This window comes from Kitasatospora sp. NPDC048298 (assembly GCF_043201465.1).
Taxonomy (GTDB): Bacteria; Actinomycetota; Actinomycetes; order Streptomycetales; family Streptomycetaceae; genus Kitasatospora.
This window is the reverse complement of sequence record NZ_JBICYZ010000010.1, coordinates 1-22,139: the sequence shown is the minus strand read 5'-3', so window position 1 is coordinate 22,139 and position 22,139 is coordinate 1. Positions and strand designations below refer to the sequence as shown.

Sequence of the window (22,139 nt, the reverse complement as noted above, 5' to 3'; positions counted from 1 at the left end):
CCTCGGACCTGACCGTGACGGGTGCCGGCTATGACGTTGCTCATCGGGACGTCCGGTTTCGGAAGGGTTTCGGGAGGTTCGGGCCGTAGGAGCCTTCCTCCTGCGCGGCACGGCCGCAACCGAATTCCCACTGCCCGCCCCGCCGGGCCACCCCTCACCGGGCGCGGGTGTCAGAAGCCGGAGAGCGCGTCCAGCAGGTCCTGGAGCAGGGCATCGTCGATGGGCGTGCGGTGGGCGAGCTTGTTGCGGGCCCGCCGGAGCGTGCGCAGCCGGGCGAACTGGACCTCGGTCAGGGTGATGTCCCGGTGCACCGCCGCGTCGTAGAGCTCACCGAGTTCCATGGATGCCGCATCCGCCGACGAGCCGTTGGCGTCGCGCAGGGACCGCCGGACATAGGTGTCGACGAGTCGGGTGACACCGCGCACCGCTATGCGTGGAAGCAGCTCGACGAAGCCGAGGCGGGCGTCGTCGATGAGCGGCAGCAGGACGCGGTTCTGGGCCTGCCAGACCAGCTTGTCGAGTTCCGTGCCACCGGAGCTCCTCGCACCGGCGCGGGGGCTGTGCCGGACCTGCCCCTCCCAGCTGTCGACCAGCCCGGCCGACCAGCGTTCACGCAGGCCGTTCTCGGGGAGCGGCGCGTACGCCGCTCCGGGCGTGGCCTGCCCCTGGGCGCCCTGCTCGACGGCGGTGTCCACGGGGCAGCACGCACGGAGGGCGGAGGCCAGGTCGCCGGTCCTGCCGTTCCAGGCCCTGGCGAGCTCCACCGCCAGTCCCAGATCCGGCCCGGCCGTCTGGACCACGGTCTCGCGGCGCAGGGCGTGCCGGATGAGCTTGGCCGGCGTCATGCGGTCGTGGGCCTGTCCGAAGCCCGTGTGCGGGATCGCGTCCGCGACCACGGTGGCCGTGTCGAGGTGGTTCCAGACCCCCCACCACCAGTGCGGCCTCGACACCGTTCCGTCGAGCAGCCCCATGGTGTCCGCCTCCAGGTCCTGGAGGCGGGAAGCCACCAGGAGGCGCGGGCGATCGCTCGGCTTGAGGCCGGCCTCCTTCACGGCGGCCTGGAAACGTCGTACCAGCCGCGAGACCGCGTGCGGGTCCGCCTCGGCCCAGGCCCGGACGACGAGCACGGGCGTACGGCCGTCCGCGCCGCCGACCAGCCCGGAGACCAGGTCCCCGTCCAGGCCGAGGCTGCGGGCCAGGCGCGCGGCGACGTCGGTGTCCGGGCCGTCGGACGACCGGTCGTCGGGGGTGGGGGCCGGCGGCAGGCCGTCGGACGCCCGGTGGCCGCCACCGCCGACAGCCCCGAACGCGTCCCAGTCCCCGAAGCCGTCGTCGACGTCGAAGAAACCGTCGTCGACGTCGAAGGCGTCCTCGAAGCGGTGATCGCCCGGTTCGCCCCCGCTGCCGAGCGGCTCCCAGGAACCCCACGGCTCCGGCGGGTCCGCGGCCGGAGCCGGGCGCGGACCCGGCTCCCGGCCGGGAACGTCCACGACGTCGTCCAGGCCGTGGATCACCTGCTCCACGGCCCGGTCGGCGCGGCCCGACTCCACCTCGGCGTCCGGGAACAGCCAGACGCAGCTCAGCCCGGCGCGCAGGTCGGCGAGCACCCCGGCACAGTGGCGCCGTGCGCCCGGCAGGTACCGGACCGCCTCCGCGGACAGCGCGCCGGCCGGATCGACGAGCTCGGTCACACCGCCCCACCCTGCGCGCCCGCCACGGTCTTGAGTGCGCGGAAGGTGACGCTGTCGACGGTGAGGACCTCGCCGTCGTCGTCGAGGACCCCGAGGGCCTCCAGGTCCGCCAGCAGCGCCTCGGCCTCGTCCAGGTCGTCGTCGAGCACGACGGCCAGGTCCTGCGGGATGGTGTGGGCCCTTCCCTGCCGGTGCTCCTCCGGGCTGAACATGTCGGCCCAGCCGGCCATCTGCCCGACCCGGCGGTCGGAGAGGCCGACCCGCCGCAGGTGGTCACGGGCGAACTCCGGGTCGTCCGTCCGGGCCCGGAGGTCGTCGAAGACCGTCTCCCGGGGGGTGCCCTGCAGGTACTGGGCGATGGCCCGCTCGACGAAGCCGGGCCAGCCCCCGGTCACCTCGATCAGGTTGCGACGCTCCTGGACCGAGACGAAGGGCTGCTCCGGCCAGGCCCGCAGGCTGGTCGTGTTCCAGCGCCGCGGCTGCGTCCGGGAAACCTTCGGGAAGTCGGGGCGCAGCGCGGTCAACGGGTCGACGACCACCAGCGCGCGCCGGCGCGGGATCTCCTTGCCCTCCTCCTCCGACACCGAGGCGTACTTGGCGAGCCGCTCGACGTCGGCCCGCACCCGCGCCACCGGAACGCCCCGCAGGTCGACGAAGAGCAGGTGCGGGGAGCGCTCCCGGGCCCACTTGGTGACCGTCTGGGTCAGCTCCGCGGGCGCCACGGGCACCACCTGACACGCTCGTCCGACGTGCTGCTCCGCGGCCCTGGCCAGGGAGCCGGCACCGAGCGCCGCCGTGGCCGTGACCACCGCCGTGCGCCGGAACAGCGCGTCGTGCCACTGCTCGTCCGTCAACGGGCTCATCCGCATGACCCGCTTGCGGTCGACGCCGATGGACCGGCGGGCGACGCGCGGGTTGTAGTCGTACTTCTGGGTGAACTCGCTGGTGCGCAGCTCCGCTTTCAGCTCGTCACGGGTGCCGAGCATGTTGACGAGGTTCGGGCTGCGCATGACGAAGCTGTTGCTCCGGCCGGGGAGCGGGAGGACCAGGCCGAGGCCCTCCATCTCCACCAGGTCGGTCCTGACCTCGTCCACGCCGTTCTGCTCCGGGAACCCGTCCGGCCAGACCCGGTGCGCCTCCTCCTGGAGCTCCTGGGGCGTGTAGCCGCGGGCGTAGCCGTCCGTGAGGCTGCGCAGGGCCAGGATCAGCGTCAGGACCCGGTACCTGTCCTCCAGGTCGATGGTCAGGCGGAGCCGGTCCCGGATCTTGTCCCGGATGCCTCCGTTCTCGACGACCTTCTGCACGTCGGCGTTGGTGATCCGGGGGCGCCCGCCCTCCGCGGACAGGGAGCGGCCCTGCATCTCCTCGACCAGCCCCTCGCAGACGATCTGCACGAGGTTGGCCTGGTTGTTGGTCAGGGCCAGGATGCTCCAGACCAGATCGGGGTTCTCGAAGAAGAGTCCGGCCGCGGCCAGCGGCTCGACGACCAGGTCGATCGCGGCCTTCGCGCGCAGCGGACCGACCAGGACCGGTTCGCCGCCGTGCCCGGTGATGGAGTTGGTGAGCCGGTTGTAGCGCTGCACCTGGTGCAGGCCCGCGAACACGATCTTGAAGCGGCGCTCGGTGTCGGCCATCAGCTTCATCAGGCCGGTGAGGGTCCGGAAGGTCGACTGCGCCCCCGCCGTCTCGACCGGCCGGGCGTCCGCGTTGAGGAAGGCGTCCGCCTCGTCGGCGAGGAAGAGGATACGGCGCTCCTCGCTCGCGTTCAGCCACTGCTGGACCTGGTCGCCGATGGCGGTGGGGGCAGCGTGCTCCGAGACGCTGCGGTCGAGCACCCCGGCGGCCTTCAGCTGCTGCGCCAGCACGCCCCAGATCTCCTGCGGAAGCCGGCTGAGCCCGATCTCGGCGAACCGGAGGTCGGTGTAGACCGCGACCTGGTTGCCGCCGTGCCCGGACCGGAAGCTGTCGGCCACCTGCTGGAGCAGCGAGGACTTGCCCAGCTGCCGCCCGCCGTAGAGGAAGAGGCCGCCCTCGCGGGCCATGATCGTGCGCTTCTCGTGGTCGCGGCCCTTGAACACCTCGGCGGCGACCTGACCGGCCCGGAAGGGCTCGTACGGCCGGTACGCGGCCCACGGCAGCGTCACCCGCTGCACCGCGCGGAAGGATCGGGCCTCACCGGCGGCGATCCAGCCGAACACCGCCGGGTCGACGACGATCGCCTGCTGCGGCTTCTGGTGGGAGGCCTGGGCGAGCCGCCGGCGCCCGCCGATGCCGAGCGGCTGCAGGTAGAGGATGATGTTGGCGCCGAGCGCGGACTCGGGCAGGTGACGCAGCAGGGCGTCGGCGCCGACCTCCTCGGTGCCGACGAGGAGGACCCGGTAGACGCCCTTGGCACGGGAGCCGATCAGGGACACGTAGCCCGGGACGTTGTCGCTGATCTCCGCGGTGATCGAGAGCGTCATCACCTGCCAGTCCTTGCGGTCCTGGTCCACCAGCCGGACCGGGCCCTTGACGCTCAGGCCGAGCATCCGCAACACGCTGGGGACGTGCTTCTGGAAGGAGTTGCGGCGCTCGTTCAACCGTCCGAGCGCCTCCCAGGCCGCCAGGGCCGCCGTGACCGCGTCGGTCTCCGCCTGTCCGGAGCGCCCGCGCGCGTAGTGGTCGAACCACCAGCGCGCGTCGGCTCCGGTGCTGCCGGCCTTGGGCGAGTCCGGGTGGCGCACGCCCTCCAGGAAGGCCGCCAGCTCGGTGCCGGTCTCGACGACCTGCTCCGGGATGCGGTCGCCCTTGCGGGCGAAGGTGAGCAGTTCCTCGGCGGTGGCGACGTCGCCGCGGTCGATCAGCGCGCTGATCCGGGCGAGGTCCGCCGCTTCGAGCTTCAGCTCGACCAGTTGCTCGCGCAGCTGGTCCGTCTTCTCCACCATCCGGTCCTTCAGCTGGGAGACGACGTCCCGCACCCGTTCCAGCAGCGGACGGAACCGCAGGCTGCGGTCCGAGGTCTTGAGGTCGAGGAGCTGGGCCGCCAGATGGCTCTCCTGCTCGGGGGTGAGCAGGTTCTGCAGGCGGACCTGCGCGAAGAGGTTGTCGGCCTGGCGCAGGGCCGCGTCGGCCCGCTCCCGCCAATGGGCCTCGGCGTCGCCGAGCCTGCGCCGCCACGCGTCCAGCTGGTTCGCCTCGGGCGCGGCGACGGTGCCCAGCCGGCCCGCCGCCGCCAGGTCGAGCAGTCGCCCGGCGATGTGCAGGTCACCGCGGTCGAGGTGGGCGGCGAAGGCCTTCCCCGGGTCGGCGGGCCGCACGAGCTCCAGCAGCGCGTCCAGGGAGTCCGCGGCGCCGAGGTCGGGCGTGTCCTGGCCGTCGGCCGCCGCGGTCCAGGCCAGGCGGGGCAGGACGAGCAGCACGTCGGTGCCGGGCAGGCCGGGCAGGGCCCGTGAGACGCCCCGGGAGTCTCCGGTGCCGATCCAGTCGAGCAGCAGCCGGACCGCCTCGCCGCCGGGGCCCGGCAGCGGTGCCGCCTGCCGCGCCGCCCGCAGCGCCGCGACCAGCTCGCTTCCGAGCCGCCGGCTGTCGCCGCGCGGCGGCATCTCGGCGACCTGGACCGCCTCGCGCAGCAGCGCCATCACCTCCCCGATGCGCCCTCGGAGTTGGTCCAGGGCGGTGGCGATGATCTTGGTCTTCCGCTGGTTGGGCGAACTGACCCGGCGCGTCGCCTCCCTGATGATCCGATCGATCGCGTCGTGTTCCCCGTAGGTGTTCTCCAGGTCCTGACGGAGCTCTTCGGAGGTGGCGCCGCCCGCCGACCACGCCACGATCAGGTTGAGGGTGTGCCCCAGCTCCGCGTCGTCCTTGAGCAGGGTCTGGAGCACCCGCGACGCGAGCTGGTACGCCACCTTGCTGGTCCCCAGACGGGCCTTGAGGGCCTGCGCCCGGTCACGCAGGTCCGCCGGGTCGACGGTGTCGTCCTGCCCGAGCCGGACCTCGTCGCCCGGCTGGACGGACACCCCCCTGCGGATCTCCAGGGCCAGCGTCCGGAAGAGCTCGTTCCAGACCTCGGGCAGGCCCGGGAGCTGGGCGAAGTCGTTGACGATCGGCAGCGCCCACCCCGCCTGCAGTCCGCTGCGCACCGCGGCGGCCAGCGCGATGAGGTAGCCGTCGCGGTCCTCCGCGGTCGGCAGCGCCCCGTCCTCGACGCCGATCTGCAGGGCTATCGCGGCCTGCTGCCCGGGGACCAGCCCGAACGCCGACGTGGCGAAGGCCAGGGACTGGCGCCGCTCCCGGCGCTCCCGGGCGGCCGTGGTCAGCCAGTACGCCTCGGCCAGCCGGCCCTCGGAGATCAGCTGCGCGACCGGGGAGGGGCCGGCACCGGTCCGCGTCCAGACGTCGGTCGGCTCGGCGGTCGGCTCGGCGGTCGGCTCGGCGGTCGGCTCGGCGGTCGGCTCGACGGTCACCGGTGCCGCGACCGGCTCGGCGGCCTTCGGCTCGGCCTCGGGCGAGGTCTGCTTCGGGATGCCGAGCGGGTGGACGGCGCGCTTCTCCACCAACTGCTCGGGCACGACCGGCGGTTCACCGATCGCGACCGTGGCGGTGGTGGCGGGCCCGACTCGGCTGTCGGACTCGGCCGCGGTCCGCGGGGACACGGACGGCTCCGTCGGTACGGTCTCCGGGGCCTCGCCGGCCGGCGCCGGCTCGGATCCGGTCGCGCCGTCGCCCGCCGTGGGCTCCGCCGGTACGGTCTCCTGGACCGCGAACTCCTCCTCGGGGACCGGCGTGTCGAGGGTGTCGACGGGCTGCTCGGACGCCTCGACCGCGACCTCCGGCGGCTGCGCTTCGCGCTCGATCGCGGCCGGGACGGCATCCGCCTCCGCCTCCGCACCGGCCGGGGACGGCAGTTCCTCGCCCGCGGCCTCGGCCGCCCCGTCCGGCCCGGCGGACTCCTCGGGGCGGGTGACGTCGGCCGGGCCGGGCACCGGCTGCCGTTCCGTGACCGACCGCAGCTCCCGGAGCCGGGTGTCGATGGCGTCGATCTCCACCTGCAGCGCACTCCGCACGCCCGCGTAGTTCACCGTGGCCACCATGGCGACGAGGTCCGCACGCTCGGCCTCCGCCGCCGCGATCTCCTCGACGACCTTCGCCGAGCGGACGTCCGCCAGGATCCGGTCGAGGTCGTCATGGGTCTGCGCGGCCGTCCACCGGACGTCGGCGCCGAGTCCGAGCGCCAACTCGGCCGTGGCAGCCCGCCGGTCGTACCAGGCGTCCACCGCCGCGGACAGGCCGGCGTCCCGATTCCCCGCTCCCCGGCGGACGTCCACCGCGAGGCTCTCCAGCCGCCCGGCCAGCGCCTCGCCTTCCCTGCGCAGGCGGTGCGCAGCGGCTTCGAGCTGCCCCGCCAGGTCGTCAGACACCAAGTTCTCCCCGTCTGCGGCTTCGGATCGTGTGCTGTGCGGGTCGCCGCACTGGTCCTCCTGCGCGGCCGCGCCGAACCCGGGCGGCTCCGTCCTGCTCGCGCGCCGGCGTTTCGGCTCGGGCCAGTCGGCCGGCGTGACAGCGGCCTCCCACAGTGCGTCCCAGTGCTCCAGGACCCGGCCGCGCTCGGGCATGTCCTCGTCGGCCAGCGGATACCAGTGGAGGGCGAGGCAGGCGAGCGACGGTGGCAGGCTCGTCAACACCGCCGTCAGGCACTCGGTGCCCACGCTCCGTAAGCCCTGCTTCGTGAAGCCGCGCTGACGGGCCATCTGGTCGGCCACCTCGTGGCCGACCGCGGCTATGTGCAGGAGCAGGTCCATGGGCGCCTTGGCGACCCAGGAACGCATGCCCGCGGCGTTCGCGCCGGCCTGCCGGGTCGGTTCGCCCCGGTACGCGAAGGGGTGGCCGTGCACGACGGCGACGAAGGCGAGCAGGTGCTGAAGGGCATCCGGCGGCTGACTGGAGAGCCAACGGCGAAGTTCGGGAGCTGGCGGCACGCCCGCCATCCTCACACGCTCCCGAGCTCGTCCGCAGGGGAATCGGCCAGTTCAGCACTCCCTCTCGGCTTTCAAACATCGGATTGACGAGAGGTCGTACACAACCCGGGCGGCGGGTCAACCGGGGACGGGCCCCGGGCGGCGGGTCAGGTGCGGGCGGCGCGGCGGATGATGAGCATGTCCTGGGTGTGGCCGATGGCGTAGCCGCCGGCAGGGAGGGCGAAGTGCTCCTGGACGTAGGCGGTGAGGGCCGTGCGGGAGGGGCGGGGGTCGAGGGTGGCCAGGTCGGCGACGTTGACCATGAACTCGGCGACGTCCACCGCCTCGGCGAGGTGGGGCGTGCGGTAGTGGAGGTCGAGGGTTTCGAGGTCGTAGTCGTGCTCCGGGTGCCGCTCGCGCAGGCGGTCGGCGAGCGGGCCGAGGTCGTAGCGGACGCCGGTGAAGTGCGCGGCCATCCGCATGCAGGGGCTCTCCGGGTTCTGGAGCACCACCAGGAGGGTGCCGCCGAATGCCGTCCAGTCCAGGGCGCGGGTGACGGTGCCGAGCCAGTGCGCCTCGGGCACGTAGTAGAGCACGTGCGAGAGGTGGACGAGGTCGGCCTGCTCGGGCGGGTGCGCCCGGTCGAGCGGCTCCGGGAGGACCAGGGCGTCGGGGCAGGCCGTGCGGAGTTTCTCGCGCATCGCGGCGCTGGGTTCCACCGCGATCGTGCGGTCGAAGGAGCGGCTCAGGTGGGCGGTGGTGCGGCCGTCGCCCGCGCCGAGGTCCAGCAGGACCCGGCGGTGTGGCAGGGCGGCCGCGATCTCGCCCAGCCGGGCGTGGGTGATCGGCTTCTCGTCGGTGCCGGCCAGGAAGAGTTCGAACGCCCGGCGGTAGTCGGCGCTCGCCACGTCCAGCACCCGGACCGGATCCGCGTCCCTCGTCCTGGTCTCCACTGTCGGCCTCCCCTGTTGACGGCGTGTCGGGTCGCGCCATTGCACCGCGGGGGTGTGGCGCGGGGGTGCAGTGACGTTCCTGCCCGCGTGTCGTCCGGGTTCCGCCGCCAGGCCCTCCCCCCGGCGACCGGCCCGGCCCCCGGTTAATCGGTGGCCGGGGCCTCGCGGCCGCTCCTACAGTGTCCGCCGGATCAAGAACGCCCAGGGAGCCGGACATGCGTGTGCACTACCCCCGGACGCCGCATCTGCCCTGGTCACCGGGCGCCGCGGCGGACGACGTACGGACCGGGGACCTGTCCGCACTGACCGGCGCCGAGGTCGTCGTCACCGAGAAGCTGGACGGCGAGAACACCACCCTCTACCGCGACGGCCTGCACGCCCGCTCGCTGGACTCCGCCCACCACCCCTCTCGCGCCTGGGTCAAGGGCCTCCAGGGCCGGATCGCCCCGCGCATCCCGGACGGCTGGCGGATCTGCGGCGAGAACCTGTTCGCCCGGCACTCGATCCCGTACACCGACCTGGAGAGCTGGTTCTACGGCTTCTCGGTCTGGACGGGCGCGACGGGCGGAGCGGGCAGGGCAGGCGCCACCGGCGGGCCCGACGGCCGGGACCACTGCCTGGACTGGGACGACACCGTCCGCTTCCTGCGCCGCCTCGGCATCCCCACCCCCCGGGTGCTGTGGCGCGGCCGCTACGACGAACGGGCCCTGCACGCCCTGCGGTTGGACCTCGACCACCAGGAGGGGTACGTGGTGCGGACCGTCCGGGGCTTCCCCCGGGCCGAGTTCGGCGAGCGGGTCGCCAAGTGGGTGCGCCCGCGGCACGTGCGCACCGACACCCACTGGATGCACGCCGCGGTGGTGGAGAACGGGCTCGGCCCGGGCGCCGCGCTCTGGGCCGTACGGTCCGGTGCGCTGCCCGAACCCCCCGCCCTCGCAGCCGCCCTGGGGATCCCTGAACTCACCTTCCCGCCCGAGGAGTTGGCCCAGGTGTCGGCCCGGCTGGACGAACTGGGCCGGGGCGGCGACGCCCGGCTGGCCGGTGTGCTCGCCACCGCGCTGCGCACCGCCCCCCGCCAGTCGCTGGCCCCTCGGCTGGCCGGACCGCTCGGCCTGCCGCTGGCCCGGCGGGTCGCCGACCTCGTCGGGCTGCACCCGGCCCTCCAGCGGCCCTACCCGGACGAGGAGCGCCGCGCCGGGCTGGTCAGGCTCTCGGCCGCCGCCGACCTCGGGGTACTGCACGCCGTCGCCGCGACCGCCGCCCCCGGCCGGGCGGAGCGCGAGCTGGTCGCCTGGTCGGCGCTGTACGCCGAGGACGCCGGGCTGCTCGGCCAGGCGCCGCTCGCCCCGCTGCGGGCCGGCCTGCGCGAGGCGCTGGCCGGCCTGGACCGCGACGCCGCCGACCGCTGCTGGGCCCAGGCCCGCGAGGCGTACGCCCTGGGCCGGATCGCCACCGCCGAGGAGGCCGTGGCGGCCACCTGGCGCTGGCGCGACGGCCGCTTCCCCCGGCTGGTCCACCTCTGCGGCCCCTCCGGCAGCGGCAAGAGCAGCTTCGCCGCCGGGCTCGGCGGCGTGGCCGCCCGGATCAGCCTGGACGACCTGCGTGCCGCCCGGGGCTCGCGCGCCGACCAGCGCGACAACGCCGAGGTGCTGCGCGTCGGGCTGGCCCGACTGGAGGCCGCCCTGGTCCCCGGCGGCCCCACCGGGCCCACCGCCGTCTGGGACGCCACCTCGCTCAACCGACAGCAGCGCTCCCTCGTCCACGCCGTCGCCCAACGCCGCGACGCCCTGGTCACCCAGGTCGTGCCGGTGGTCGGCGCGGACGAGCTGCTGCGCCGCAACGCCGTCCGGCCGCACCCGGTGCCCGCCGAGGTGCTCGCCTCGCAGCTGCACCGCTACGGCCCGCCGTACCCCGGCCAGGCGCACCGCACCTGGTACGTCGGCCCCGGTGGCACGGTGGAGGACACGGCGGGCACGATCGACGAGCAGGAGGACTGATGCGCCCCATCGAACAGATCTGCCAGCGCATCCGCTGGGACGCCCGCTTCGACCCGGCCCGGTTCACCCTGGGCGTACGCCAGCGCGACGACCGCACCGAGCGCGTCCCGCTGGAGGCCTTCACCGCCTCCGGCGAGATCCCCTGGCACCGGGTGCACTGGGTCGAGGCGGACGGCGTACGGGTCTGGGACCGCGCCTCGGGCGTCGACCTGCTCGACCGCACCGAGGCCGGGCGCCGCACCGACCCGCCCCGGCTGCCCGCGCCCTTCTTCACCGCGACCACCCCGTACGCCTGGCACCCGGACGGCGGCTGGCGGCCCGCGGAGGCCGGTCCGCGGGCCCCGACGGCCGCCGGCCTGCGCGTGGTCACCTGGAACACCCTCTGGGACCGCTACGACACCGACCGCATCGCCACCGCCCGCCGCAGGCCCCTGCTGCTCGCCGCGCTGGCGGCCGCCGACGCCGACGTCATCGCCCTCCAGGAGGTCGAGCCCGCCCTGGTCACGCTGCTGCTGGCGGCGCCCTGGGTCCGCGCCGGGTACACCCTGGGCGCCGACCCGCTGGGGCCCGAGGTCGACGACCACGGCCTGCTGCTGCTCAGCCGGCTGCCGGTGCTGGCGGCCGGACGGCACGCGCTGGGCCCGCACAAGGCCGTCACCGCCCTCTCGGTACGGACCGCCGGCGGACCGCTGACCGTCGCCGCCGTCCACCTCAGCAGCGACCACTCACCGGACGGCGCCGGCCGGCGCCGGGCCGAACTCACCCGACTGGCCGAGGGCTCGGCCGGGGTCGAGGGCGAGCTGCTGCTACTCGGGGACTTCAACGACGCCCGCTCCGACGCGTCGGGACCGGCCGCCGCGCTCGGCCTGCGGGACGCCTGGACCGAGGTGCGCGGGCCCGCCGACGACACCCCGACCTTCGACCCGACGGCCAACCCGCTCGCCGCGGTCTCCTCGCTGACCGGCCGGCCGGGCCGCCTGGACCGCGTCCTGCACCGCGGCGACGGCACCCACGCCACCGCCGCCGTCCTGCTCGGCGACCGCCCGACCGAGGACGGGCTCCTCCCCTCCGACCACTACGGCGTGGCCGTCGACCTCGTGCTCGACGTACTCGACGTACTCGACGGCGAGGGCTCGGCCGGCCGCTCACCGGGCGTCCTGGACGCGGCGCCCACCGCCCGCACCGCCGTCGCCTGGCTGCCGCCCGAGGAGCTGTGGCCACCGATCCAGCGGCTGCGCGAGGCGTACGACCCGCAGCTGCGCCGCTGGCCCCCGCACGTCAACCTGCTGTTCGGCTTCGTCCCGGAGGCCGAGTTCGACCGCGCCCTGCCGCTGCTGGGCGCGGCGGCCGCCGAGGTGGCGCCGTTCACCGCGCGACTGGAGGGCGTGCACACCTTCGGGCACCGCGAGGACGCCACCGTCTGGCTGGACCCGGCCGCCGCGTCCCCCGCCCCGTGGGCGGCGCTGCGGCACGCGCTGGAGCGGCGCTTCCCCCGTTGCCGCGGCCGGGTGGGGGGCTTCACCCCGCATCTGACCCTCGGGCGCAGCGAGGACCCGCAGCGCGCGGCCGCCGACTGCGCGGCCCGGCTCACCGCGGTCCCGGCCCGGGTCGGCGAGTTGGTGGTGCTCTCCCGTCGGGGCGCCGAGCCGATGCGGCCGCGCGCGGTGGTCTCGCTGGGGACGGGCGAGGTGCGGACGGTGCCCGAGCAGCCGATCGCCTCGCCCGCCCCGGAGTCGGCCCGACACACCGACACCGCCCGGGCGTTGGCCCGGCGCGTCGCGGCGGCCCTGCCGGAGGGCGTGGTGCACACGGTCGGCTCCCGGCGGCTGGGCTGCCAGCTCGACGGAGGGGACCTGGACCTGGTGGTCGCGCTGCCCGGCGCCGCCGACCTGCCCGCCGTCCGCGCCCGGGTGGCGGCCGCGCTGCCACAGGCCCGGGGGCTGCGCGAGGTGCGCGGCGCCCGGGTGCCGGGGCTTCGGCTGGCCGCCGACGGCCTGTCGGTCGACCTCGTGGTGGTCTTCACCGGCGCGCTCGATCCGGCCCGAGCCGTCGACCGTCGTGCCGATTTGGGCGAGGCCGAGGCCGTCGCGCTGAGCGCGGTCACGGACGCCGAGGCGATCCTCACGGCGCTCGGCGACCGCCACCCCCGCTTCGTCCGGTTGGCGCGCCAGGTCAAGGCCTGGGCCCGGGCGCGCGGCCTGGACTCCGCGCCCTTCGGTCAACTGCCTTCGCTCGCCTGGTCGGTGCTGACCGCGCGGACCGTCCTGGAGGCGACCGGCGGCCCCGAGGACGACCTCTTCCTGCGCTTCACCGAAACCTGGGCGAGCTGGGACTGGCGCCGGCCGGTCGCCCTCACCGGCGACCCGACGCCTCCCTGCTCGGGCCCGCTCACCGTCCTCACCCCCTCCGCCCCGGTCCGCAGCTGCACCACCCAGGTCGGCGCGGAGCTGCGCGACCTGCTCGCCGAGGAGCTCTACCGCGCCTGGGAACTGACCACCGAGGCCGGTAAGGCCGGTAAGGCAGCCTCCGGTGCGGCCGCCGAAGCCCCCTGGCCGGCCCTGCTCGCCGCTCCCCCGCTGCACCGGCGGCACGCCGCCTGGGCCGTGGTCGGCACCGACGAGGAGTCACTCGGCCTGGTCCGGGGCCGCATCCGCGCCCTGCTGACCGCCCTGGAGGAGGCCGGGGCCACCCGGCTGCACGCCTGGCCCCACCCGTACCGGACCGCCGACGGCCGCGTCCACCTCCCGATCGGCCTCGGCCCCGCCCCGCTCCCCGCCGCCCGGATCGCCCCGCTCGCCAAGGCCTGGTCCCGGCCCCTGCCCGGCGTCCGGGTCGAGTACGTCGACGGCGGCGGCGTCCCCACCCCGACCCGCTGAACCACCGGCCGCCCCCGGCCCGCCGAACCACCGGCCGCCTCGGCCCGCCGGACCCATCCCGATCGCCCGCACGACGCCCGCCCGAGGAACCACACCGACCAGCCGAACCACCCCTTCCCGTCCGGCTCTTCTGGACAATCGCCCGCAAAATTTGCCACGGTGAGGACCAGCGGCCCAGCCATCGATCATGCGGCCGAAGCCCCATGGGAGCTCCCCCGTGCCCTCCGCCGACTTCCCCGCCTTCTACCTCGGGCAGAGCGTCTTCTCCGACCCCGGCGCCCACCTCCCCCGCTACACCGAACTCCCCAAGGATCCGAGCCGACTCGCCCGGATCGCCCGGAACCTGATCATCCATCGGCTCGAAGGCCAACTGTTCCACCACCCCATCCCGGCCGACCGGCTCCACCACGACGCCGAGACGCGCTACCTCGACGACATCCTGGACCTGATCGCCGACCGCGACCCGGCCCCGCTCAGCCACCCCCGGGCGCCGGCCGACCGCTTCGTCGGCGTCTGCCGGGACCTGGCCCTGCTGCACTGCTCCTTCCTCCGCCACGTCGGCGTCCCGGCCCGGCTGCGCTGCGGCTTCGCGGACTACCTCGGCCCGGACGGCTTCCACTGCGACCACGTGGCCACCGAGTACTGGGACGACCGTCGCGGCTGGCTGCTCGCCGACCCTCAGCTGACCGACCCGAAGGTCGCCGCCGCCTGGGAGGTGGACTTCGACCCGATGGACGTCCCGCGCGACCGCTTCCTGGTCGCCGGCCGGGCCTGGCGCACCATCCGCTCCGACCGGGCCGCCGCCGACTCCTTCGGCGTCCACCCGCCCGAGGAGGGCCCGCTCAACGGCGAGTGGTTCGTCGCCCACTCCACCCGGCTCGACCTCGCCGCCCTGAACAAGGTCGAGACCCTCCTCTGGGACACCTGGGGCACCGCCTCCACCAACACGCCCCACGCGCCGTACGACGAGGTGGCCCACCTGACCGTCGGCCCGGTCGACCTCCCCTCCGTCCGCCGCCTCTTCGCCGAGCACGACGCCCTGCGCACCCCGAGGACCGTCCTGTCCCTGGCCCCCTTCAACGGCCCCCGCGAGGTCACCCTGCGCTGACGGCCGCCCCACGCCCTGGATCCGAAAATTTCATTGCGCAATTTTTCTTTCAGATCTATCGTCGAAGCATGCCCGAAGAGCCCCGGCCCGACCGGATCACCGACCTGTCCCGCCTGAAGGCGTTCACCAACCCGCTGCGGATGCAGCTCTACCGCCTGCTCTACGCCGCCGGCAGCGCGACCGCCTCCCAGCTCGCCGAGCAGGTCGACCAGGCGCCGTCCCTGGTCAGTTACCACCTGCGCAAGCTCGCCGAGCAGGGTTTCGTCATCGAGGCGAGCGGCCGGAGCACCGACGGCCGGGAGCGCTGGTGGCAGGTCGCCTCCGAGGAGGGCTGGGGCTTCCGGGAGTCCGAGCTCGCCGGCACGCCCGAGGGCGCCGCCGCCGTCAACGCGGTGACCAAGGGCCTGGTCGACTCCCGTTCCGCCCAGTACCGCGTCTACCTCGACCAGAGCGCCGCCTGGGGCCGGGAGTGGGCGGACGCGGCGTTCAGCTCCGAGTGGATGCTCGATCTCACCGCGCCCGAACTCGCCGAGCTGAACGAGGAGTTGCAGGCCCTCTCGCGCCGCTGGCGGGAGCGTGGCAAGGCCGCGAGGACGGCCGGCGACACCGTCGGCCGCGAGCACGTGTCCGTCCACCTGTACGGGTTCCCCTTCCGCCCCTGACACCGGCGCCGCCGTGTCCCCGACCGCCGGAGTCCCCGATGACCCTCGCGGAACCGACCCTTTCCCGCGCGAGCGCCACACCGCCCGCCCACCGCGACGGCAACGTGCTGCGCTGGCTCGCCGCGTACACCGCCTCCCTGATCGGCGACAGCGTCTACTTCGCCGCCCTCGCCTGGGCCGCCCAGCGGTCCGCCGGGCCCACCGAGGTCGGCCTGGTCATGGCAGCGGGCGCCGCCCCGCGCGCCCTGCTCATGCTCGGCGGCGGCGTCCTGGCCGACCGGCTCGACCCGCGCCGGGTGATCCTCGGCAGCGACGCCCTGCGCTGTCTGCTGATCCTCTCGGTGGCCGCCGCCATCGCGCTGACCACGCCCGCACTCTGGCTGCTGGTCGCGGTGGCGCTGGTCTTCGGTGGCGTGGACGCCCTGTTCGTCCCCGCCGTCGGCGCCCTGCCGCCCCGGATCACCCGCCCCGACCAGCTGGCCAGGGTCACCGGCCTGCGCTCGCTGGCGATGCGCCTCGGCCAGATCGCCGGACCGCCGCTGGGCGGCCTGGCCATGGGCCTGGGCGGCCCGGCCGCCGCCTTCGCGACCGCGGGACTGCTGTTCGCGATCTCGCTGCCGCTGCTGCTCTCCGTGCGGATCAGCCCGCTCGAAGCCCCCTCGAACGACGCGCAACCGAACGACGCGAGCGCCGCCCCACCCCGGCGCGGCACCCCGCGCGCCGAGCTGCTCGACGGGCTGCGCTACATCCGCCGCCACCCCCTGCTCGGCCCGCTGGTCGCCGCCGGAGCCGTCTGCGAACTCGGCCTCACCGGCACCCTCAACGTCGGCATGGTGCTGCTCAACGCCGAGCGCGGCTGGGGCCCGTCCGGCTACGGCTGGATCGTCGGCTGCTTCGGCGCCGGGGCCGCCGCGAGTGCCGCGCTGCTCGCCGTCGTCGGGCGGCTTCCCCGGGCCGGCCTGACCATGGCCGGCACCCTGCTGGCGGGCAGCGTCGGTGCGGCGGCCATGGCGCTGGTGCCGCAGCTGTGGACGGCGGCCGTCCTCGCCGCCCTGGTGGGCTTGGGCGCGGGCGTCTTCGGCAGCCTGGACAACGCCCTGATCCAGACCACCGCCGACCCCGCCTACCTGGGCCGGGTCACCTCCGTCATGATGCTCACCATGGTCGGCCTCGCCCCGCTCAGCTATCCGCTGGTCGGCGCCGCCATCGGTGCCTGGGGCGCCGCCCCGGTCTTCGTCGGCTGCGGCGCCCTCTCCTGCCTCGGCGCCGCGCTGGCCCTCGCCTCCCCGGCGGTCCGCCGCGCCGAGCTCCCGCGCGCCGCCGCCCGCTGAGGTCCCCCGCCGGGCCTGCGCGACGAGCCGGCTACCAGGTGACCGGAAGCGCCTCGACGCCGTAGACCGTCGAGCCCTCGCGGAAGCGGAGGTCGGCCTCGGGGACGGCGAGCCGCAGGGCGGGGAAGCGCCGCAGCAGGGCCGGCAGCGCCACCTTCATTTCCAGCCGGGCCAGTTGCTGCCCGAGGCACTGGTGGGCGCCGAAGCCGAAGGACAGCTGGGCGACCGGGCGGCGGCGCAGGTCGAGGTCGTCCGGGCGCTCGGGGACGAGTTCGGGGTCGCGGTTCGCGGTCAGCGGGGAGAGCAGCACGTGCTCGCCCTCGGCGATCCGGTGCCCGTTGACCTCGACGTCGGCCACGGCGGTGCGCAGCAGCGGTGCGGGGATGGCGAGATGGCGCAGCAGTTCCTCCACGGCCGGGCCGGTGGCCTCGGGGTCGTCGCGCAGCGCGGCGAGCTGCTCCGGGTGGCGGAGCAGGGCCAGCACGCTCAGGGCGAGCATCGTCGCGGTGGTCTCGTGCCCTCCGACCAGCAGGGTGGTACCGAAGCCGACGAGCTCCTCGTCGGTGAGCTCCGCGCCGTGCTGCCGCACCACCTCACCCAGCACGCCGCCCCCGGGCGCGGCCCGGTTGTGGGCGACGATCTCCGCCATGGCCGTGTTCAACTCGGCCGAGGCGGCGACCAGTTGCCCGGCGTCCGCGGTCCCGTCCATGATCACCTGGGAGCAGCGCTGGAACATCGCCCGGGTCCCGTACGGGACGTCGAGCAGTTCGCAGATCGCCAGCGAGGGGATGGGCAGGGCGAAGTCCTCGACCAGGTCGGCGACCGGCCCGCGCTGCGCCATGGCGTCGAGGTGGTCGGCGACGATCGTCTCGATCGCGGGCCGCAGCCGCTCGACCTGACGGACGGTGAAGCTTCCGGTGAGCATCCGACGCAGGCGGCTGTGCTCCTGGCCGCTGTAGGCGGGCAGGAAGCCCGGGTGGTTGAACAGGGTGCGCGGCAGCGAGGGGTCGATGCCGTTGCCCGTCACCAGGCGCTCGTCCGCGAACGCCGCCCGGACGTCGCCGTACCTGGTGATGACGACGGCCTCGATGTCGCCGCGCACCGGGTGGGTCACCCGCAGGCGCGGCAGGCCGTCCTCCTCGCGCATCCGGCGGAGGTCGGGCGACGGGTCGAACGGGCAGGTCCGGTCCCGTTCGGAGGCGACGAAGGACGCCGAGCGGCGGTCGGGCATGGTGCGGGCTCCTCAGCTGGATCGGTCCGGGGAACGCGGGTCGTGGAACGCGGGTCATGGGACGCGGGTCGTGGGACGCGGGTCAGGGAACGGTCGGGCCTCACCCGTGGTAGCGAGTGGAGGCGTGGTGCCAGTCGTAGGCGCCGCGGATGGTGGTCTGCAGCGCCTCGGTGCAGTAGCGCCGCAGCAGGTCGCGTTCGGCCGGGTCGAGGCGGCCGGCCGCCGGGGCGTCGAGCAGGGCCCGATGGGCGCCGGTGAACAGCTCCAGGGCTTCGCTGCGGCGGTGCAGCGCCCGGTCCACCGCCTCCTGCCGGGTGAGGCCGTGTTCCCGTTCCAGGCAGAGCACCAGGTTGTTCTGCTCCCCCTGGGCCGCGTCCTTCTCCAGGGAGACGATGTCGTTGTCGCAGATGATGAAGGTCTTCGTCATCTCGCGCATGACCGACAGGTGCGGCAGCGCGTACAGGTGGTCGGGCAGGACGCAGGAGGACAGCCGCTCGGCGAGGTCGATGACCGGTGCGACCCCGATGGTGTGGCGCCGGACGCGCAGGTAGGTGCTCAGCGGCAGCGGCGCTCCGGACTGTCGGCTGCGCGCCTCGTGGACGTGGTGCTCCAGGTAGGAGGACCAGTGGGCCGCGGACCGCCGGATCCAGTCTTCCGGCATGCCCTGGCAGCTGCGGCGGCGCATGTCGGCGAAGGCGGCGGCCAGCGGCAGCGGTGACGCCTCGCCGGTGACGCCCTCCCGGACGAGTCCGACGAGGTGGCGGACCCGCTCGGGCGAGGCGCCCCACTGTTCGTCGAGCGCGTCGTCGAACAGGAAGTACCAGCTCTGCTGGTCGACGCCGAGGTCCAGTTCGCTCCCGGTCGCGTTCGGATAGAACATGGCCGCGATCAGCGGGAACTGGCCCTTCAGGTGGTGGGCCCGCTCCGCTTCGGTGGACAGGAAACCGAAGGACTCCGGCCAGGCGAGGTGGCGGTCGTGGGCGGTCCGGAAGTCCGGGCTGATCCGGCGCGGGAAGGGAAGGAAGGCGAGGTCCGCGGCCTGGGCCGGCGCCTCCTGGTCCGGGGACAGGGGCTCTGCCGTCGATGTCATGGTGTGGCGCACCTCCGGGAAGGGGACCGGTCGGCCCCGGGGACGGAGCCGGCCGGTCGGAACGGGGCCGGTGGGCCGGTCGGAACGGGACCGGTTCAGCCCGCCGGCCAGGGTGAGACGCGCATGGGCAGCGCGTTGGGCCGGATCAGCGCCTGGACCACCGGCCGGACCCGGTGCCCCGCGACCGGCCGCGGACGCCACCGGGAGACGATCGACCGCAGGACGACCAGCATCTCGGTCATCGCGAAGTGGTCCCCGATGCACTTCCGGTTGCCCAGGGCGAACGGGACGTAGGCGCCCGGCGGCAGGTCCTTCTCGGGGCGGACGAGCCAACGGTCCGGGTCGAACCGCAGCGGGTCGGGGTAGTACGCCGGGTCGCGGTGCATCGTCAGCGCGCTGTAGATCAGCTCGGCCCCGCGCGGGAGGTCGACCCCGCAGACCCGCGCCGGTTCCAGGGCGCGCCGCATGAGCAGCCAGCTGGGCTGGTGCAGCCGGAGCACCTCGCGCAGGAAGCGGTCGGTGAACGGGAGCGTCGCCGGGCCGGGCAGGGCGCCGGCGGGCAGCGCGTCGCACTCGGCCTTCATCCGTTCGGCGAGGTCCCGGCGCCGGCCGAGCTCGTGGAGCGCCCAGGCCAGGGTGGTGGACGTCGTCTCCGCCCCCGCCATCAGCAGGGAGAGCAGTTCGTCGCGGGCTTCCAGGTCGGTCATCCCCTCGGGCTTGCCCGGGGTGCCGGCGAACATGATCGACAGCAGGTCGCCGCGGTCGTCGGGGTCGTGTCGGGCCTGCCGGACGGCGGTGTCCGCGAGTTCGCGCAGCGCCTCGGCGGCGGCCAGGTACCTGCGGTGCCCCAGCGCGGGTGAGGAGGCGATCGGAGCGGGCAGCAGGGTGCCCACGAAGACCCCGCGCATCACCGTGGTCAGGTGCTCGGCGACGCGTTCCCCCAGCTCGGCGACGGCCGTGGCGCCGTCCGGGCGTTCGGTGCTGAACAGCGTCGCCACGAGCATGGCCGTCATCATCCGGCGCAGCACCAGGTCCATGGCGATCACCTCGCCGGTGCGCCAGGCCGACACCTGCTCCTCGGCGAGGTCGGTCATCGTGCCGACGCACGCGGCGATGCTGTCCCGGTGGAAAGCCGGTTGGAGCGCCCGCCGTTGGCGGATGTGGAAATCCCGCTCGGAGGTGATGATGCCGTTGCCGATGAAAGGCCGTGCGACGTCGAACAGCAGCCCTTTGCCGAACTTCCGGCTCTGTGTCAGGAGAACCTCGTGGACGGCCTCCGGCGAGTTCAGGACGAACACCGGGCGATTCCCGAGGAATATCCTGACGATGCCGCCCTGCGCCCTGATCGACTGCAGGAACTCGACCCGTCTGACGGCCAGCTGCGGCAGGTGACCGAGTAGTGGAAAGCGCCCCTGTGCCACGGGCGCCGCCACGGGAGCGGTGGTGGAACGCACAGCCCTGCACCTCCCTGAAGCCTCGGATCGAAAATCCGTCGGACAGTGGAACATTCACTCGCTCGCGGTGCACGGTGATCATCGTTCGCCACCTCCGGAGAGGTCAAGGGACCGGCTGGAATTGCGACTGCCGGGGTGGTTTTGAGCCGAACGGCGTGAATTCCCCCCACCTGTCGAAGGTTTCAGGCCACCCGCACCGGATTGGACCGGGACGCCGCCCGCCCCGGTGGCTAGCCTCCATCACACCGCCCGACCGACCAACGGAGAAATGCCATGCACCCCGAACTCGCCGCCGATCTGGGCCAGTTGCCCGAGGTCCTGGAGGAGGCCCGGCGGCACGCGCTCGCCTTCCTGGCCGGCCTCGACGAGCGGCCCGTGGTCGCCCGGCCCGAACGGCCCGAGGCCGAGCCGACACAGCACCCCACGGCCACCCCGCTCGCCACCGAGGGCGGCGGGGTGCGCGCCGCCCTGGCGGAGTTCGAGCGGCGCTGGGAGCCCCGGCTGTCGGCGAGCGCCGGGCCGCGCTACTTCGGGTTCGTGACGGGCGGGGCGACACCGGCGGCACTCGCCGGCGACTGGCTGACCTCGGCCGTGGACCAGAACTCCAACTCCTCGCTGGATCCGGCCGGTCAGCAGCTGGAACGGGAGACGGTCGGCTGGCTGCGCGAGCTGTTCGGCCTCTCGGCGGCGCACCACGGCACCTTCGTGAGCGGCGCGGCGATGTCGAACACGGTGGGGCTGGCGGTCGCCCGCGAGTGGCTGGGCGAGCGGCTCGGCGTGGATGTCGCCGAGGACGGCGCCGGCGCGCTGGGGCCGGTGCGGGTGCTGTCCGGCAGCGCGCACTCCAGTGTCGCCAAGGCGCTGTCGGTGCTGGGCCTGGGCCGCGCGGCGCTGCGGGCGGTGCCCGTCCTGCCGGGCCGGGAGGCGGTGGACGTGGCGGCGCTGGAGCGGGCGCTGGCCGAGGCGGACGGGCCGTGCGTGGTGGTGGCCAACGCCGGGACGGTCAACACCGTCGACTTCGACGACCTGCGGGCGATCGCCGCGCTCCGCGAGCGGTACGGGTTCTGGCTGCACGTGGACGCGGCCTTCGGCGCCTTCGCCGCGCTGTCGCCGGAGCACGCGGAGCTGGTGGCGGGCCTGGACCTCGCCGACTCGGTCTGCGTCGACCTGCACAAGTGGCTCAACGTGCCGTACGACAGCGCCGTGCAGTTCACCCGCCGCCCGGACCTCCAGGCCAGGGTCTTCCGCAACGCCGCCGCCTACCTCGGGCCTCTCGGCGAGCAGCCGGACCTGGTCCACCTGACGCCGGAGAACTCCCACCGACTGCGCGCCCTCGCCGCCTGGTTCACCCTGCGGGCGTACGGCCGCGCCGGGCACCGGGAGATCGTGGAGCGCTGCGTCGCCGGTGCCCGGGCGCTCGGCGCGGAGGTGGCCCGGATCGACGGCCTGGAACTGCTCGCGCCGGTGCGGCTGAACGTGGTCTGCTTCACGCTGGCGGCGGACCCGACCCCGGAGCGGCTGGCCGAACTCGCCGCCGAGCTGGCCGAGGAGGCCTTCCTCACCCCCACTCACTACGCGGGGCGGCCCGCCCTGCGCGCGGCGTTCAGCAACTGGCGCACCACCGAGGCGGACGTCCGGCGGACGGCCCGGGCGCTGGCCCGGGCCGTCCGAAAAGCGACGGCCTGAGAGTCACGGCCTCGGGCCCCGCGGGGCCCCCCCCCGGGCCCGCGGGGGCCCCCGGGGGGGCCCGGGGGGGGGGCCCCCCCCCCCCGCGCGGCCAGTAGGGCCGCGGGTCACTGTTCCCCCCGGG

At 74.7% G+C, this 22,139-nt stretch carries 12 protein-coding genes; 6 read left to right on the top strand and 6 right to left on the bottom strand.

Going from position 1 to position 22,139, the window contains the following annotated elements; genetic code table 11:
• Positions 1-170: 170 nt before the first annotated feature.
• The 3 genes from ACGF0D_RS11095 to ACGF0D_RS11085 all read right to left on the bottom strand — a co-directional run bounded on the left by ACGF0D_RS11095 (position 171) and on the right by ACGF0D_RS11085 (position 8,580).
• Positions 171-1,691 carry a hypothetical protein gene (locus tag ACGF0D_RS11095; RefSeq protein ID WP_392914818.1) on the bottom strand — a complete coding sequence of 507 codons (1,521 nt, stop codon included), beginning with the start codon at positions 1,689-1,691 and terminating at the stop codon, positions 171-173.
• Positions 1,688-7,648: a hypothetical protein gene (locus ACGF0D_RS11090; RefSeq protein ID WP_392914816.1), complete on the bottom strand. Its 5,961-nt coding sequence runs from the start codon at positions 7,646-7,648 to the stop codon at positions 1,688-1,690. The genes ACGF0D_RS11095 and ACGF0D_RS11090 overlap by 4 nt, the downstream gene beginning before the upstream one ends.
• A gap of 146 nt (positions 7,649-7,794) precedes the next feature.
• Complete coding sequence (locus ACGF0D_RS11085; RefSeq protein WP_392914814.1) at positions 7,795-8,580, bottom strand: class I SAM-dependent methyltransferase; 786 nt, start codon at positions 8,578-8,580, stop codon at positions 7,795-7,797.
• Positions 8,581-8,795: 215 nt separating this feature from the next.
• Here ACGF0D_RS11085 and ACGF0D_RS11080 point away from each other — a divergent pair, with 215 nt between their 5' ends.
• The 5 genes from ACGF0D_RS11080 (at position 8,796) to ACGF0D_RS11060 (ending at position 16,554) form a co-directional block, all read left to right on the top strand.
• The gene (locus tag ACGF0D_RS11080; RefSeq protein ID WP_392914812.1) at positions 8,796-10,577 is read left to right on the top strand and encodes an RNA ligase family protein; all 1,782 of its coding nucleotides are present in this window, start codon (positions 8,796-8,798) and stop codon (positions 10,575-10,577) included.
• Positions 10,577-13,453 (top strand): RNA repair domain-containing protein, encoded by a 2,877-nt coding sequence (locus tag ACGF0D_RS11075; protein WP_392914811.1) that lies wholly within the window; start codon positions 10,577-10,579, stop codon positions 13,451-13,453. Before ACGF0D_RS11080 ends, ACGF0D_RS11075 begins: the two co-directional genes overlap by 1 nt.
• A 187-nt stretch (positions 13,454-13,640) precedes the next feature.
• Positions 13,641-14,561: a transglutaminase-like domain-containing protein gene (locus ACGF0D_RS11070; RefSeq protein ID WP_392882168.1), complete on the top strand. Its 921-nt coding sequence runs from the start codon at positions 13,641-13,643 to the stop codon at positions 14,559-14,561.
• A gap of 68 nt (positions 14,562-14,629) precedes the next feature.
• Positions 14,630-15,223 (top strand): ArsR/SmtB family transcription factor, encoded by a 594-nt coding sequence (locus ACGF0D_RS11065; protein WP_392914809.1) that lies wholly within the window; start codon positions 14,630-14,632, stop codon positions 15,221-15,223.
• Positions 15,224-15,261: 38 nt separating this feature from the next.
• Positions 15,262-16,554: an MFS transporter gene (locus tag ACGF0D_RS11060; protein WP_392914807.1), complete on the top strand. Its 1,293-nt coding sequence runs from the start codon at positions 15,262-15,264 to the stop codon at positions 16,552-16,554.
• A 31-nt stretch (positions 16,555-16,585) separates the two neighbouring features.
• On the opposite strand, the gene ACGF0D_RS11055 is transcribed toward ACGF0D_RS11060, so the two are convergent.
• The 3 genes from ACGF0D_RS11055 to ACGF0D_RS11045 form a co-directional block, all read right to left on the bottom strand.
• Complete coding sequence (locus tag ACGF0D_RS11055; protein ID WP_392914805.1) at positions 16,586-17,785, bottom strand: cytochrome P450; 1,200 nt, start codon at positions 17,783-17,785, stop codon at positions 16,586-16,588.
• A 100-nt stretch (positions 17,786-17,885) separates the two neighbouring features.
• Entirely contained in the window at positions 17,886-18,875 is a 990-nt protein-coding gene (locus tag ACGF0D_RS11050) for a pentalenene synthase (protein WP_392914803.1), read from the bottom strand.
• A 95-nt stretch (positions 18,876-18,970) separates the two neighbouring features.
• The gene (locus ACGF0D_RS11045) at positions 18,971-20,329 is read right to left on the bottom strand and encodes a cytochrome P450 (protein WP_392914801.1); all 1,359 of its coding nucleotides are present in this window, start codon (positions 20,327-20,329) and stop codon (positions 18,971-18,973) included.
• A gap of 273 nt (positions 20,330-20,602) precedes the next feature.
• Between ACGF0D_RS11045 and ACGF0D_RS11040 the strand changes: the two genes are divergently transcribed.
• Complete coding sequence (locus ACGF0D_RS11040; RefSeq protein WP_392914799.1) at positions 20,603-22,015, top strand: pyridoxal phosphate-dependent decarboxylase family protein; 1,413 nt, start codon at positions 20,603-20,605, stop codon at positions 22,013-22,015.
• The last annotated feature ends 124 nt before the right edge of the window (positions 22,016-22,139 follow it).

Bases quoted from the DNA above. Each gene is read 5' to 3' on its own strand.
- ACGF0D_RS11080 (WP_392914812.1), top strand. From the start codon at position 8,796: ATGCGTGTGCACTACCCCCGGACGCCGCATCTGCCCTGGTCACCGGGC.
- ACGF0D_RS11075 (WP_392914811.1), top strand. From the start codon at position 10,577: ATGCGCCCCATCGAACAGATCTGCCAGCGCATCCGCTGGGACGCCCGC.
- ACGF0D_RS11070 (WP_392882168.1), top strand. From the start codon at position 13,641: ATGCGGCCGAAGCCCCATGGGAGCTCCCCCGTGCCCTCCGCCGACTTC.
- ACGF0D_RS11065 (WP_392914809.1), top strand. From the start codon at position 14,630: ATGCCCGAAGAGCCCCGGCCCGACCGGATCACCGACCTGTCCCGCCTG.
- ACGF0D_RS11060 (WP_392914807.1), top strand. From the start codon at position 15,262: ATGACCCTCGCGGAACCGACCCTTTCCCGCGCGAGCGCCACACCGCCC.
- ACGF0D_RS11055 (WP_392914805.1), bottom strand. From the start codon at position 17,785: ATGCCCGACCGCCGCTCGGCGTCCTTCGTCGCCTCCGAACGGGACCGG.
- ACGF0D_RS11050 (WP_392914803.1), bottom strand. From the start codon at position 18,875: ATGACATCGACGGCAGAGCCCCTGTCCCCGGACCAGGAGGCGCCGGCC.
- ACGF0D_RS11040 (WP_392914799.1), top strand. From the start codon at position 20,603: ATGCACCCCGAACTCGCCGCCGATCTGGGCCAGTTGCCCGAGGTCCTG.